General features: G+C 66.6%; 11 protein-coding genes. 3 read left to right on the top strand and 8 right to left on the bottom strand.

Annotation, left to right across the window (positions count from 1 at the left end):
- Nucleotides 1–7: 7 nt before the first annotated feature.
- Genes MWM08_RS07770 through trbB form a run of 3 tightly spaced genes read right to left on the bottom strand, consistent with a single transcriptional unit; the run spans nt 8 to nt 1,565 of the window.
- Nucleotides 8–280: a VirB3 family type IV secretion system protein gene (locus MWM08_RS07770; RefSeq protein WP_244458883.1), complete on the bottom strand. Its 273-nt coding sequence runs from the start codon at nt 278–280 to the stop codon at nt 8–10.
- Nucleotides 280–600 carry a TrbC/VirB2 family type IV secretion system protein gene (locus MWM08_RS07765; RefSeq protein ID WP_244458882.1) on the bottom strand — a complete coding sequence of 107 codons (321 nt, stop codon included), beginning with the start codon at nt 598–600 and terminating at the stop codon, nt 280–282. The genes MWM08_RS07770 and MWM08_RS07765 overlap by 1 nt, the downstream gene beginning before the upstream one ends.
- Entirely contained in the window at nt 597–1,565 is a 969-nt protein-coding gene (gene trbB / locus MWM08_RS07760) for a P-type conjugative transfer ATPase TrbB (RefSeq protein WP_244458881.1), read from the bottom strand. Before trbB ends, MWM08_RS07765 begins: the two co-directional genes overlap by 4 nt.
- A gap of 283 nt (nt 1,566–1,848) precedes the next feature.
- Between trbB and MWM08_RS07755 the strand changes: the two genes are divergently transcribed.
- A protein-coding gene (locus MWM08_RS07755) for an IS3 family transposase (protein ID WP_244459925.1) occupies nt 1,849–3,008 on the top strand; the annotation gives its coding sequence in 2 pieces (ribosomal slippage) (nt 1,849–2,110 and nt 2,110–3,008; 1,161 coding nt in all).
- Nucleotides 3,009–3,331: 323 nt separating this feature from the next.
- Here MWM08_RS07755 and MWM08_RS07750 read toward each other — a convergent pair.
- From MWM08_RS07750 to MWM08_RS07740, 3 genes are read right to left on the bottom strand one after another with little or no spacing between them, the layout of a single operon-like run.
- Nucleotides 3,332–5,233 carry a UvrD-helicase domain-containing protein gene (locus MWM08_RS07750; RefSeq protein WP_244458880.1) on the bottom strand — a complete coding sequence of 634 codons (1,902 nt, stop codon included), beginning with the start codon at nt 5,231–5,233 and terminating at the stop codon, nt 3,332–3,334.
- 1 nt (nt 5,234) lies between these two features.
- Complete coding sequence (locus MWM08_RS07745; RefSeq protein ID WP_244458879.1) at nt 5,235–7,220, bottom strand: ATP-dependent nuclease; 1,986 nt, start codon at nt 7,218–7,220, stop codon at nt 5,235–5,237.
- 10 nt (nt 7,221–7,230) lie between these two features.
- Nucleotides 7,231–8,415, bottom strand: a complete 1,185-nt coding sequence (locus tag MWM08_RS07740) for a Fic family protein (RefSeq protein ID WP_244458878.1) — start codon at nt 8,413–8,415, stop codon at nt 7,231–7,233.
- A 110-nt stretch (nt 8,416–8,525) separates the two neighbouring features.
- Here MWM08_RS07740 and MWM08_RS07735 point away from each other — a divergent pair, with 110 nt between their 5' ends.
- A complete protein-coding gene (locus tag MWM08_RS07735) occupies nt 8,526–9,971 on the top strand; it encodes a toll/interleukin-1 receptor domain-containing protein (RefSeq protein ID WP_244458877.1) in 1,446 nt (481 codons plus the stop codon).
- A 19-nt stretch (nt 9,972–9,990) separates the two neighbouring features.
- Nucleotides 9,991–11,517, top strand: coding sequence for an argonaute/piwi family protein (locus MWM08_RS07730; protein ID WP_244458876.1), 1,527 nt, complete (start codon nt 9,991–9,993; stop codon nt 11,515–11,517).
- Nucleotides 11,518–11,700: 183 nt separating this feature from the next.
- Here MWM08_RS07730 and MWM08_RS07725 read toward each other — a convergent pair whose 3' ends face one another.
- The gene (locus tag MWM08_RS07725; RefSeq protein WP_244458875.1) at nt 11,701–12,123 is read right to left on the bottom strand and encodes a CopG family transcriptional regulator; all 423 of its coding nucleotides are present in this window, start codon (nt 12,121–12,123) and stop codon (nt 11,701–11,703) included.
- A gap of 6 nt (nt 12,124–12,129) precedes the next feature.
- Complete coding sequence (locus MWM08_RS07720; RefSeq protein ID WP_244458874.1) at nt 12,130–14,106, bottom strand: conjugal transfer protein TraG; 1,977 nt, start codon at nt 14,104–14,106, stop codon at nt 12,130–12,132.
- Between the last annotated feature and the right edge of the window lie 61 nt (nt 14,107–14,167).

Raw genomic sequence — 14,167 nt, 5'->3', positions numbered from 1 at the left:
CGCCGCCTCACGCGCGGAGCCAGGCGGGATAGCGCAGGTGCCGGCGCGCCACCTCGACGAACTGCGCATCCCGCCGCGCCGCCCAGACGGCGGCGAGGTGGCCGACCAGCCAGATCAGCACGCCCGCGACCCAGAGCCGCAGCCCGAGCCCGATCGCCGCGGCGAGCGTGCCGTTGGCGATGGCGACCGCACGCGGGGCGCCGGCGAGCAGGATCGGCTCGATCAGCGCGCGGTGCACCGGCGCCGAGAAGCCCGGCACGGGATCGGTCGGCACGGCCATCAGATCAGCGCCCCGCCGCCAAACTGGAAGAAGGACAGGAAGAAGCTCGACGCCGCGAAGGCGATCGAGATCCCGAAGACGATCTGCACCAGCCGCCGGAAGCCGCCCGAAGTGTCCCCGAAGGCCAACGTCAGGCCGGTGACGATGATGATGATCACCGCGATGATCTTGGCGACCGGCCCCTCGATAGACTCCAGCACCTGCTGCAGCGGCTGCTCCCAGGGCATGTTGGAGCCGGCGGCGTGGGCGGGCGCGGCGAGCGCGAGGCAGAGCGTGAAGGCGGCCGCGCCGGCGAGGCGCGTGCACAGCGTGGGCGTCATGGGATGTCTCCTGTGGGGGTGAGGTCGTAGTCGCCGGCTGCGGTCAGGCCGCGGACCTGGGCGAGCTCGGCGAGGCGGCGCTCGGCGCCGCGGCCGGCGAGCACGGCGATGACATCGATCGTCTCGGCGATCAGGGCTCGCGGGACGGTGACGACGGCTTCCTGGATCAATTGCTCGAGCCGGCGCAGTGCGCCGACGGCGGAGCCGGCATGGATGGTGCCGATGCCGCCGGGATGGCCCGTACCCCAGGCCTTGAGGAGGTCGAGCGCCTCGGCGCCGCGCACCTCGCCGATGGGGATGCGGTCGGGGCGCAGGCGGAGCGCGCGCCGGACGAGTTCGGAGAGCGAGGCGACGCCATCCTTGGTGCGCAGCGCGACCAGATTCGGCGCTCGGCATTGGAGCTCGCGGGTGTCCTCGATGAGGACAACGCGCCCGCCCTCGCGCGCCACTTCGGCGAGCAGGGCGTTGGTGAGTGTGGTTTTGCCGGTGGAGGTGCCCCCGGCGACGAGGATGTTGCGGCGCTCTGCGACGGCGGTGCGCAGCGCGGCGGCCTGGGCGGCCGTCATGATGCCGGCGGTGACATAGTCCTCCAGGGTGAAGACCGCGACGGCGGGCTTGCGGATCGCGAAGGCCGGGGCGGCGACCACGGGCGGCAGCAGGCCCTCGAAGCGCTCACCCGTCTCGGGGAGCTCCGCGGAGACGCAGGGGCGGTCGGCATGCACCTCGGCGCCGACATGGTGCGCGACGAGGCGGATGATGCGCTCTCCGTCAGAGAAGGAGAGACAGCGGCCGGTATCGGCGAGGCCCTCAGCGAGGCGGTCGATCCAGAGACGGCCGTCGGGGTTCAGCATCACCTCGACGACGGCGGGGTCCTCGAGCCATGTCGCGATGCCGGGACCGAAGGCCGTGCGCAGCATCCGTGCGCCACGCGCGGTCGTCTCGGCCTTGAGCGGATGCAGCGGCATGCGGTCCCCGGGGTTGCGCCGCAGCGAGCGCGCTGCGGCGGGCGGGGACGACTAATGGGCGGGCGGACGAAGGTCGATCAACGAGGGATCAAGGGTGTAGCGCTGGCTCGCGTAAAGGCAGGCAGACTGCGGGGCGGCTTTGCGCCGATGTCGGTCGCGGGCGGGTGTCCGCGCCTCCCCCAGAAGCCGCCATTCGTTCGGGTTTGCACCGGCGCTCGAACCACGCGGTTGGAGTTGACCCGGTTTTGTGGACACCCCGAGGCTTGAGACGGAGGTGTTCGAGATGCCCAGGTTCAGAGTGCCCTACCCGCCGGAGTTCCGGCGGCAAATGGTGGAGTTGGTCCGATCAGGTCGAACGCCCGAGGACCTCGCTCGCGAGTTCGAGCCGACGGCGCAGTCGATCGCGCACTGGGTCCGTCAGGCGGAGCGCGATGCCGGCCAGCGCCGCGACGGCGGTACGACCAGCGCCGAGCGAGAGGAACTGAGCAAGCTCCGCCGTGAGAACCATCGGCTGCGCCAGGAGCGCGACATCTTGGCAAAGGCGGCGGCCTGGTTCGCGAAGGACAAGACCCCGTCGGGGTCTTCGAATTCATGATCGCGCACCAGGCCGAATTCCCCATCCGTGTCATGGCCCGTGTGCTGCGGGTTTCCGTTTCTGGGTTCTACGCCTGGCGCAGCCGGCCGGCCTCGGCCCATGCCCGGGCCGACGCCATCCTGCTGCGCCGGATCCGCACGATCCACGTGGCCTCACACGGCACCTACGGCGCCCCGCGGGTGCATGCCGAGTTGCAAGCCGAGGGCACCGCGATCGCCCGCAAGCGTGTGGCGCGGCTGATGCGCCAGGACGGGCTGCGCGGTGTGTCACGGCGACGTTTCCCGACCACGACGCGGCGCGAGCCGACACACAGGCCGGCCAACGATCTCGTCGGCCGGGTCTTCACCGCACCAGGGCCGAACCTGCTGTGGGTGGCCGACATCACCTACGTGCCGACCGCGGCAGGCTTCTTGTTCCTGGCCGTCGTGCTTGATGCCTGGTCGCGCCGCATCGTCGGCTGGTCGATGGCCACAGACCTGCGGACGCGCCTGGTGCTCGACGCACTCGACATGGCCGTCGCCACGAGGAAGCCAGCCGATGTCGTGCATCACAGCGACCAGGGCAGCCAATACACCTCTGTGGCCTTCGGGATGCGCTGCCGCGAAGCCGGCGTGCGTCCGTCCACAGGCTCGGTCGGCGACGCCTATGACAACGCCATGGCAGAGGCGTTCTTCGCCACCCTCGAGTGCGAACTACTCGACCGGCGTCGTTTCCGTTCCCAAGCCGAAGCCCGCATGGCCGTGTTCCACTTCATCGAGGGCTTCTACAACCCCACCAGGCGCCACTCAGCCCTGGGCTACCTCTCCCCCATCGAATACGAAGCGACGAAGATGCTCATGAACGACTGATCACTACCCGCAGACCGTCCATGGAAGCGGGGCAACTCCAGGTAGAGGCGTGTCGGCGGGCTCGACCGTGACTCCGATGAGCACCGCGGCGAGGGCAGCTGGGGATAGATCTGCCGCCGCAGTAGCCCGTAGATCGCAAGGCGCGTCCTGGGCGCCAAGCGCGCGCTCAAGTCCCAGCAGGTGTGGGTCATGCGCTCAGCGCGCCGTCCTGACGACTCGCCCGCCCTCACATGGACCCTGGAAGCCGCCATGGCCGTCGGCCTGGAGGATGCTGGTGAACGCCTTGAGGTGCGCCTTCGAATGATCCAAAGGCCGGCCGCACTTCAGCCGATCGAAATAGTCGGCACCCCGGCCTTGTTCAGGAGATTGTACAGGGTAGCTATTCTGGTCCGCGTGCCGCGTCGCGGGCAGTAAGTGAACACGACCCTCTGCTTGGCCCGCGTAAACGCGACGAAGAAGCCGGCCGTCGCTTCGATCTGGTCACCGGCGAAGCTCCACCATGCGCCGTCGTCGAGGCCAACAAAGATGACGCTGTGATACTCTAGACCTTTGCTTTTGTGGATGGTCATGAGCGGAACCGCGTGCAGGCCCTCATAGGCGTCGAGCGCATCTGTCCAGGCCAACTGCCCATCGCAGGAGGCCTGGAGATGAAGCGTTGTCGCCTCGGTCACCTTGGCGAACCAGTCGCCTTGCGCATAGGCGGGATGAACCGCGATCAGGCGGTCCCGTCCAACGAAGTCCAGTATCGAGTCGACCAAGACGCGCGCTTCCGCGGCGGTCGCGACAGGTTTGGGAAATCGGCGGAGAAGATCGAGAGCGAAGGCGTCGATTTCGCGGGCCAGCTTGGCTTGCATCTCTTCGTCATCGGTCGAAATGCCGCGCAGCGCCGCGAGCGCCGCCTGACATTCGGTCCAATACCGACCTGCGCGCCTGGTCATGGCCAGCCGTAGTACGTAGACCAGCAGCGTCGATGCTTCTTCGGCGAGCAGTTCCTGCAGCGCGACCTTGCCCATGGACGCGGCTTCGTTACGAAGCGGAAGTCCGCCTCTACGGAAAGCCGGCTCCAGGACACCGGCATAGTCAGCCGCCTTCTGACGCACCAGTAGCACGAAGTCGCGTGGCGCGAGGTTGTGAGCCTTCATCTCGGCGGCGACGAAGGTGGCAAGCCGTTCGGCCTCCACTTGGGGCGTCGAGAAGTCCCAGATCGCGCAGCTATCGCCAGGCACGGTGCCGGCCGTTTTGGACAAAGCCTCGACCGCCTGCGCGTCGAGCGCTTGGGCCAGGACATGCTGGATGCGCACCAACGCCGGGGACGACCGATAATTGTTATAGAGGGGCGTGCGCTTGGCGCCGAAATCCGCATCGAAAGCGGCGAAGGGGTCTTCCATCGCCATTGCCCAGCGCATGATCTGCTGCTTGTTGTCACCGACCGCAGTGACCACGGCGTCGGTGCCGAGGAAGATGGTCCGAACGAGATCATACTGAACCTGGGTCGTGTCCTGAAACTCGTCCATGAACAGATGCGAATAGGTCAGTTGCAGCGCGCGGCGCGCCATCGGGTTGATGCGAAGCAGCAGTTCCGCAAGCCGGCCCAGCATCGGGAAGGACAGGTAGGTTGCATTGCCTTCGTGCAGCGACGACTGCCAGAACCGGTCCGCCGCCCATTGTTCGGGATTGGTCGCCGGCCACCCGCCTTCTGGAAGCGGTGAGCCGAGCAGATGGCCACGCTCGAACCGCTTCACCGTAATCGCCATGATGTCCGCGCGGCTGCCGACCGCGGTTGGCGGCGTCGGAAGCTCATCCAGAAAGCTGCGATACATCGCATCGGTCGGGAAGAGGATTTCGTAGTCCGGGCGCGGTCGCCAACGCCGCGGTAAGGCTTGTCCGAAGCGATCGACGAGGCCCTTTGAAAAGGCGTCGAACGTCAGGGAGTCCAGCCGGCCCGCATGGATGCGATGGCAGCGCTGCCGCACCCGTGCGGCGAGGTTGGTCGCTGCATCGCGCTTGAAGCTGATGGCGAGGATGCGCCGTGGCGCGGGCGCGCCGCCGGTCTGAAGCAGGTAGGCGGCGCGTTGAGCGAGGAGCTCGGTCTTTCCCGCGCCGGGGCCGGCGATCACCGAACGATTGCCGGTCGAGCGCACGACCTTCATCGCATTCGCTTCGAGGGCCTCAACCCCGATCGGGGTCCAGTCGTCAGGACGAACGCGCCGGGCGAGAACGGCCACGTCAGTCGCGCCGCAGATTGCCGACGATGTGCTTCAGGAGCTCCGCCAGGATCGGAGGCATGCCGTCACGCAGCGCTGTGGCCTTGATATGAGTCAGGGCCGCCAGATGCGTCGCCGGTTTGCTGTGCGTGAGGAAGTGGTAGCGATAGGCGGGCAGCAGGTTCGGATAGGCCTCGAACGCGCCGGCATAGAGGGCCAGGCCCGGCCCGGCTGTGCCGAGCACCGCCTCGGCAGCTTTGTCGACGGCCATCTTGGGCCCGCCGCCTTTGGGAATCGTCGCGGCATAGGCCTCGGGGAATGCGTTCAGCATGGCCAGGTCGAGGTCGAGCGGCGCTGAGAAAAAGACGCCATGCGGCTTCAGCGAGTCGATCCAGCCTTTGAGGTTGTCGAGCCCGTCGGCTCCCTGCCACTCATGCATCTTCGCGAGATCGCCATCGGAAAGTTGTGATCCGTTGCTCAGCGCGAGCAGTTTGGCTTTCGGCACGCCGACATCGATCAGCTTTTGGATCGCCGTCTTGACGCGGCCGAACCCGCCTCCCTCACGGCCGAGGTCAAGGTCGAGAAGCGTTGCATGGGGAATGCCCAGATGATTGAGCAGTCGCCAGAAGTGCTGAACGTGGCGGCCGCCGAGCGGAACGATCGCAACGAATGCCGGATCGATCAGAAGGCCGAGCGCCTCGGCGAGGCGCGGCAGGACGATGCGCTCGGAATCGCCTTCGACCAGCAGAACGAAGCGCGCGAAATAGAGCTCGGGATAGGCGAGAACCGCGCCGCGAACGAACTTGGCCTCTTCGTCGAGGGCGGGCGGCATCTTGATCGTCTTGATCGTGGAGATGCGCGTCTGCGGATCGCAGCGGCAATAGCGGACTTCGCGCGGATTGATGCGGCTCAGCACGGCCGGCGAATGGCTGGTCACTAGCGCCTGCGCGTTGCCGCTTTCGGTCAGCGACCGGACCTGCTGGATGATGCGCGCCAGGAAGTAGGGTGAAAGGTGGTTTTCCGGTTCTTCGAGGGCGAAGAGGGTAAGCGCGGGAATACGAAGCTGATCGTCGAGGAAGCCCTCGACGTCGCCGGCGACAACCTCGCGCTCCAGATCGAACACCGCGGCGGCGAGCGCGAAATAGAACAGGGATTGTTGGCCATCGCTCAAGGCGTCGAGCCCCCGTTCACGGCCGTCGGGTCCCTGTTCGAAGATCACGGCGATTTTGCTGACGATCTCCTCGAAGCGGCGGCTGACCAAGCTGAGCCTCGGCTTGGTGTCGACCACCTCGTCGTGCAGCCCGGACCAGCGTGTCTCCAGCGCCTTGCTGATGGCGGTGATCGCCGTTTCACCCTCGAAGGCGGCGGAAAGGCTCTCGCCGGCTTCCTGGACGGCCTCTTCGGTCTCGCTTGACCATTCGATCGCGCGAAGCAGCCGCGCCGCGAGCGCGCCGGCCGTGGCCCGCACCTGCGCGGCCGCGTCACGGCTCGCCGGCGTGTAATAGAGCTGAATGAGACCGCGATCGGCGGCGGAAACCGGTTGGCGTTTGTCGGCCGCCGGCGTGTTGTCCAGCGTGTCGACCCAGAAGAGCTCTTGCGAGACCTCGCCCTCGACGGTGCCGTCATCCTCCCATCGCGCTTCGAGGCGGAGCCGGCAGACCGGCGACTTGCCGGCCCGTTCCAGCTGCATGTGGCGGAAGGAGGGGGCGACCGTTTCGGCGGTCGCGGTATCATCAGCAAGCTCGGGTAAGCCGATCAGGACGTCGATGAAGAGGTCCTTCGGCGCCCGGTCGTCGGGATCGTCGTCGGCGCCGACGTGAAAGTCCGATCGCTGCATGGTTCGCTGCGCCCGAGAGACCCCGAAGAGTTTCGACAGGGCATGAAGGAGCGCCGTCTTCCCCGCCGCGTTCGGCCCGACGATTGCCGTGATCTCGCTGGCGACGGACATTGTGATCGGGGCAGGCCCGAAGCAGCGGAAGTTGGAGAGGGTGACGGTCTCGAGACGCACGTCGGTCCTTTCAGGGGTTTCCCGCCGGCAGTGGCTCGGTGCCTTCGGCGAGGATGGCGAGGTAGCGGCGATAGCCGAAGACGCGGCCGCGCTTCCGCCCGGTGACTTCCTCGACCACGCCAAGCCGCTCGAGATCGGCGAGCGCTGCGTTCACGGTCGGCGCGGAAAGGCCCGTGTGGGCGACCAGGTGGTTGGCGGTGAGATAGGGATTTTGCTGGAGGAGGTGGTGGACGCGGAGCGCCGAACCGGGCCGTTCGCTCTCAGCAGTGATGCGTTCGCGGTCGGCCTTGAACAGGTCGACGATCCGCGTCGCCGCGTCGAACGCCCGATTGGCGGTGTCGGCGACCCCGATCAGGAAGAATTCGAGCCAGGCCTCCCAGGCGCCATGCTCGCGCACTTCCTGGAGCAGCCGGTAATAGTCGGCGCGATGCGTCTTGAGATAGAGGCTGAGGTAGAGCAGCGGCTTGCGCAGCACGCCGTTGAGGCAGAGGTAGAGCGTGACGAGAAGGCGGCCGATGCGGCCATTGCCGTCCAGGAACGGATGGATGGTTTCGAATTGGACGTGGAGCAGCCCCGCCTTGATCAACGCGGGAAGCTTGGCCTCCTCCTCGTGCATGAAACGCTCAAGCGCATCGAGGCAGGCGCCCAGCTCGGTCGTTGGAGGAGGCACGAACAGCGCATTGCCGGGCCGTGTCCCGCCGATCCAGTTTTGCGAACGCCGGAACTCGCCCGGGTCCTTTGTCTCACCGCGTCCGCTTTGCAGGAGACGAGCGTGCATTTCGCGGATGAGGCGAAGCGAGAGCGGCAGGGTTTCGAGCCGCTCCAGCCCGAACATCATCGCATCGACGTAGTTGGAGACTTCTCGGATGTCGTCGACGGGCTGGCCGGCCTGGGCCTCGGTTTCGAAACGCAGCAGATCCGACAAGGTGGACTGGGTGCCCTCGATCTGGGAGGACAGCACCGCCTCCTTCCTCACATACATGTAGAGGAACAGCTCTTGGCGGGGCAGCAGCATAGTGATGCCGTCGAGGCGACCCAAGGCCCGTTCGGCGAGCGTCAGTCGATCAAGAAGGCCGAGCACGTCGATCTGCGGCTGCGGCGGCAGCGCCGGGGGGACGAAGGCGCGCACGATCTCGCCTGCAACCGGCGTTTCGACGTAGCGGCCTAAGCGTGAAGCGGTACGAGCCTCGACCATGGCCCCGATTATGGGGGCGGGAGCTTATTTAAGCAATGACGGCTTGGCTTAAATAGCGGTTCGGCTAAGGTAAGCGCACTTAAACAAGCGAGAGGAGTCGCGCGAAGCCGATGAAGGGTTCACCGCCGCAGGCCGCGCGTGCTCCCGGGTCAGTCACTGAGGCGGCCGATCGGCCCGCACTGTTCATCAGCCACGCCGCGCCGGAGGACAACGCCTTTACTTTATGGCTCGGCGCAAAGCTGTCGGCCATGGGGTATGAGGTCTGGGCTGACGTGCTGCGGCTGCGCGGCGGTGACGACTGGCAGCGAAAACTGGAGCACGCGCTCCGGCACCGGGCGCGCAAGATGCTTCTGGTCGCCAATCCGCGCGCCGTCGACAAGCAGGGCGTACGCAACGAGATCCAGATCGCGTCGGACGTCGCGCGCAACATCGGTGACAAGGAATTCGTGATCCCTCTCAGGCTCACGCCCTTCGAGGCGCCGTTCCTGATCGCGCATGCGCAATACATCGACTTTCAGCGCGGCTGGGCCCTCGGTCTGGCCGAGCTTCTCGAAACGCTTGATCAAACCTATCAGGTCCCCCGCAGCGCCACGGACAACAGCGCCATATGGCGCGAGATTCAGCTTCTTCACAGCCGAGCGGTCGCCGCCACGCCCGAGCGGCTCGTCTCGAATTGGGTGGCGATCGAGCGGCTGCCGTCCAGGATTCGGTATTTCGATTTCAGGGCCGGCTCCGAAAGCCTGGCGCAAGCGCGCATGAAGGACGCGCCTTGGCCGCTCGTCCCATTCCGACGCGGCTTCCTGACATTCGCCCGCTTCCACGATCTGCAGGACCACTTTGGCGCGCATCTTCCGCTCAAGCTTGAGGCCGAGCTATGTACCGAGGGGTTCGTCGAGAGTGGCTGGACGAAGTTCGACATCGCCCGTTGGGATGCCCGAAACAAGTTTTCCGACCTCGCGCGGCAAGCCCTGGAGGGACTGTTTCGAAGCAAGGGGTTGAAGAGCTACCGAATGTCGGGATGGCAGCAGGCTTGGTGGCCGCCCGTCGACCTTGCCCCGACGACAAAAGTGGCATTCCGCTGGGGTGATATCGCCGGCCTTCGCCAGATTCAGGGCGTCTCCGCGAAGCGCCAGATGAACTGGCACTTCGGCGTCAGCGTGGCGGCACGCACCGCGCCGTTTCGGCATGTCCGCATTCTAAGCCGCCTGATTTTCACGCAGGACGGCCAGAAGCCGTTCGATGATCCTGCGAAGATGCACCGGCTACGCCGATCCTTCGCCAAGACATGGCGAAACCGGCGCTGGCGGGACATGCTGCTGGCCTTTCTTCACTGGCTTGCGGACGGCGGCGATGTGCTGAGCGCGGCGGTCAACGGCGATGAAGCTCTTGTGCTCAAGCTCCCTCCGGTCTCGTGGATGGCGCCCGTCAGCATCCCGACCGAAGCAGATCCCGTTGAGGACGACGATGATGACCCGAGCGACGATGACGACATCGACGAATACGAAGCGGAAGAGGGCTTCGACGGCCCGCAAGCGACCGGTGAGGAAGAGCCCTAACGTTTTCGAGCCGCGTCTGATGCATCTCGGCGAGCCGCTGCTTGAGTTTCGCTATGGACAAAAGCTCGCGTATCCGCGCGACGGCCTCTTTCTCTATGGCCCGGTGGGCGATGTCGGGCAGCTGAAAGCCGTTCGCTTCGGCGTGATCGGGACAGCGGAGGGCGTTCGTCGCTTCAACGCGTGGTCGAAGCGCCTGCGAGGCTTTATCGACGTGCCGCCGCCGGGCCGGAGGTCGAGAGCGATCGAACCCCAACATGTGCCCTTCCCGGGCTTCGCGGAGGCCTTTCACGCCGAGTGGCCGGACACGCCGGCGGCCGTCGTGGCTGATCTCGATGCCGTAGTGATCGACAAGGCGCTGCATCTAGCCAATAGGCATGAGGCCGTTCGCAAGACCGTTGATCTCTTCGTCAGCCGGCTGGTTAACGAGAACAACCGGCTCGAACACCCGCCTGCGGTGTGGTTCGTGGTCATCCCCGAGGCCGTGTACGAACTCGGCCGACCCAAGTCGTCTGTGCGCAAGGGCGAGCGCATCGCCGGCGACGTCACGATCAGCCAGAGCCGGGCACGCCAGCTGCAAGTGCAGCCGACCTTGTTCGGAGAGGACGAACGCGAGGCCGAAGTCTACCTCTACGCGACGCATTTTCGTCGTCAGCTCAAGGCGCGGCTGCTGAAGGAGAGGATCGTCACGCAGATCGTGCGGGAGACGACCTTAGCGCCGGAGGAATTCCGGCGGGACAACGGCATGCCGACTCGGCGCGTCGAGGACGCCGCGACCATAGCCTGGAAGCTGGGTACGGGCGCCTATTACAAGGCGGGTGGCAAGCCGTGGCAGCTCGCGGACGTTCGGCCGGGTGTCTGCTATGTCGGTCTGGTCTACAAGCGCAGTGAGCTGACCAGCGACAAGCGCCACGCCTGCTGCGCGGCCCAGATGTTCCTCGCCGATGGCGAGGGCGTTGTGTTTCGTGGCGCGCTAGGTCCGTGGTTTCAGACCGATACCAAGCAGTTTCACCTGGACGAAGCCGCCGCCAAGTCTCTCATCGAGATGGTGGTCGGGGAGTACACGCGCCTTCATGACGGGCCGCCGCGCGAGCTTTTCATTCACGCGAAGTCCGCCTTCACGGACCCGGAGTGGAAAGGCTTCCTGGCGAGCTGTGGGACGTCGACCAATCTGGTCGGGGTCCAGATCGCCGAGGCTCGTGACGACCTCAAGCTCTTTCGGCCGGGCAATTACCCGGTCGTCAGGGGGACAGCGCTGCAAGTGGGCGAGCGGCAGGCGTTCCTGTGGACCTCGGGATACGCGCCGCGGCTCGACACCTACATGGGACCGGAAACCCCCAATCCGATTTCGGTGAAGGTGCTTCGCGGCGACTGCCCATTGAATACGGTCCTCCAGGACGTGCTGGGTCTGACCAAGATCAATTTCAATTCGTGTCTGCACAACGACCGTCTGCCGGTCACGATCCGCTTTGCGAACGCCGTGGGCGACGTACTGATATCCGCGCCGATGGACGGCGAACCAAAGCTGCCCTTCAAGTTCTATATTTGATGGCGCGGACTTAATCGCCCGCACCTCCCTATTCCGTTCGCCGATGTTGATGCGGCTCGCTCGCAATTCTCCTTTGAGCGATCATCACGCCCGGGGGCAAGACCGCCGGAAGCTGCGAACGTGCCCGTTTTGAGCCCTATCGCGTCCGAACCGGACAGGCAGCCTTCGGCCCATTGCCGGCCGTCAAGTAGCGTCTGGCTTTTCGCTGGGCGTTTCGCGGACGACCTCATCCGCCAGCACCTGCCCCTTTGCCAACCGTCGCCCGAGGGCCTCGACGAAACTCTGGTAGCGCTCCTTGCCCTTCGCCTGCGCAGCGGCCTGCGTCGTGTCGGGCAAGGGTGGCGTGGAGGTGAGCCAGAAGCGGACGAACAGCGCGACGGCCTCGTTGCCGACGGTGACGTGACGCTCAAGCCGTTCTGCGCTGCGGGTCAGGCGGTCGAGCCGCCGGGTGAGCGCGGCTTCGAGACGCTCGGCGTTGTCAGGGGAGAGGAAGCTCGCCAGCGCGGCCTCGACTACGACTGCCTGGCTAACGCGCTTTCGTGCCGCATAGTCGGCGAGGCGGTGCATCAGGTCGGGCGGTAGCCGGAACGTCGCCTTCGTGCGCATCGCGGCTCAAAGCGCAATGCCGTCGTCGGGATCGAGAGCCGCTTGGCGCGCCACGCGGCGTGCGCGCGCCGCCAGGGAGCGCGTGCGCGCGGCATCGTCTTCCTGGTCTTCCTCCGCGAAGACGAACTCCTTCTCGGGCGGCGGCCCTGGCTCGAGCGCGATCTGCTCGTGCTCAGGCACGGTCGGCTCCCGTCGGATGCCTCCGTCGGTATCATCATTCGTGCCGGCGGCTGATGGTGCTGCCTCACGCACGACCGGCTTCAGCGCGCTCCAGTCATCCTCACGGTTCGAACACGACGCAGCCGGCACGGGGTCCGGCGGCGCCACCACGCGCGCGCGCAGCTGCTGGTCCTCGTAGTAGCGGGCCTTCCACGCGCGAATCGGCGGGCAGCCCGACACCAGGACGATCTCGTCAGTGGGCGGCAGCTGCATCACCTCGCCAGGCGTCAGCAGCGGCCGCGCAGTCTCCTGGCGGCTGACCATGAGGTGGCCGAGCCATGGCGAGAGACGATGCCCCGCGTAGTTCCGGCTGTCGCGGATCTCCGTCGCCGTCCCGAGCGCATCGGAGACGCGCTTGGCCGTGCGTTCGTCATTGGTCGCGAAGGCGACGCGGACATGGCAGTTGTCGAGGATCGCGTTGTTCGGCCCGTAGGCGCGCTCGATCTGGTTCAACGACTGTGCGATGAGGAAGGACCGGATGCCGTAGCCTGCCATGAAAGCGAGCTGGCTCTCGAAGAAGTCGAGCCGCCCAAGCGCGGGAAACTCGTCCAGCATGAGCAGAAGGCGGTGGCGGCGGCGTTCGTTCTCCAGAGCCTCGGTGAGGCGGCGGCCGATCTGGTTCAGCACGAGCCGCACCAGCGGCTTGGTGCGGACGATGTCGGAGGGCGGGACGACGAGGTAGAGCGTGACCGGCTCGCGTGCCTCGACCAGGTCGGCGATGCGCCAGTCGCAGCGACGTGTGACTTGAGCGATGACCGGATCTCGGTAGAGGCCGAGGAAGCTCATCGCCGTCGAGAGCACGCCGGATCGTTCGTTGTCCGACTTGTTGAGCAACTCGCGCGCGGCGGAGGCGACGACGGGATGCGGCCGGTCGCCCAGATGCGGCGTCGTCATCATCGCCGCCAGCGTGCGCTCGATCGGGCGGCGCGGATCGGAGAGGAAGCCCGCCACGCCGGCGAGAGTCTTGTCCTGCTCAGCGTAGAGGACGTGCAGGATGGCGCCGACCAGCAGCGAGTGGCTGGTCTTCTCCCAGTGGTTCCGCCGTTCCAGCGCGCCCTCGGGGTCCACCAGGATGTCGGCGATGTTCTGCACGTCTCGCACTTCGCTGTCGCCGCGGCGGACCTCGAGCAGCGGGTTATAGGCGGCGCTCGCCGGGTTGGTGGGGTCGAACAGCAGCACACGGCCGAAGCGCGCCCGCCAGCCGGCGGTGAGCTGCCAGTTCTCGCCCTTGATGTCGTGCACGATGGCCGAGCCCGGCCAGGTCAGCAGGGTCGGCACGACTAGGCCCACGCCCTTGCCGGAGCGTGTCGGCGCGAAGCACAGCACGTGCTCCGGCCCGTCGTGGCGGAGGTAGCGCTGGGCGAACCAGCCGAGCACCACGCCGTCGGGGGCGAGGAGCCGGGCGTCCCGCACCTCCCGCTCCGTCGCCCAGCGGGCCGAGCCGTAGGTGGTGACGTCCCGCGCTTCGCGGGCGCGCCACACCGACATGCCGATGGCGATGCCGATTGCCGCGAAGCCCCCGGCCGCGGCGATGATGGCGCCCTCGTAAAAGACCTGCGGCGCGTAGGCGTCGTACCAGTACCACCACAGGAAGAAGGCGGGCGGCGGGTAGACAGGCACGCCCGCCCAGACGTCCATTGGGTGGCCGAGCTGCGCCTGGTAGCCGAGGCGCCAGGCGACCCACTGCGTCGCGCCCCAGACCGCGGCGAGCACGATCAGGAAGACGACCAGGACCTGACCCCAGAGGATCTTGGTGGCGGTCATGGGTGTGTGACGAGCGCAGCGACCATGCCGCCAGACGTGCGCGATCGTCGTGCTCGTGTTC

The organism is Roseomonas fluvialis (assembly GCF_022846615.1).
GTDB classification, from domain to species: domain Bacteria; phylum Pseudomonadota; class Alphaproteobacteria; order Acetobacterales; family Acetobacteraceae; genus Neoroseomonas; species Neoroseomonas fluvialis.
Note: the sequence above shows the minus strand (reverse complement) of the source record. Positions and strands in the feature narration are given on the sequence as shown.

Coding starts and splice junctions, on each gene's coding strand:
- MWM08_RS07770 (WP_244458883.1), bottom strand. CDS start 280: ATGGCCGTGCCGACCGATCCCGTGCCGGGCTTCTCGGCGCCGGTGCAC.
- MWM08_RS07730 (WP_244458876.1), top strand. CDS start 9,991: ATGCATCTCGGCGAGCCGCTGCTTGAGTTTCGCTATGGACAAAAGCTC.
- MWM08_RS07720 (WP_244458874.1), bottom strand. CDS start 14,106: ATGACCGCCACCAAGATCCTCTGGGGTCAGGTCCTGGTCGTCTTCCTG.
- trbB (WP_244458881.1), bottom strand. CDS start 1,565: ATGCCGCTGCATCCGCTCAAGGCCGAGACGACCGCGCGTGGCGCACGG.
- MWM08_RS07765 (WP_244458882.1), bottom strand. CDS start 600: ATGACGCCCACGCTGTGCACGCGCCTCGCCGGCGCGGCCGCCTTCACG.
- MWM08_RS07740 (WP_244458878.1), bottom strand. CDS start 8,415: ATGGTCGAGGCTCGTACCGCTTCACGCTTAGGCCGCTACGTCGAAACG.
- MWM08_RS07725 (WP_244458875.1), bottom strand. CDS start 12,123: ATGCGCACGAAGGCGACGTTCCGGCTACCGCCCGACCTGATGCACCGC.
- MWM08_RS07735 (WP_244458877.1), top strand. CDS start 8,526: ATGAAGGGTTCACCGCCGCAGGCCGCGCGTGCTCCCGGGTCAGTCACT.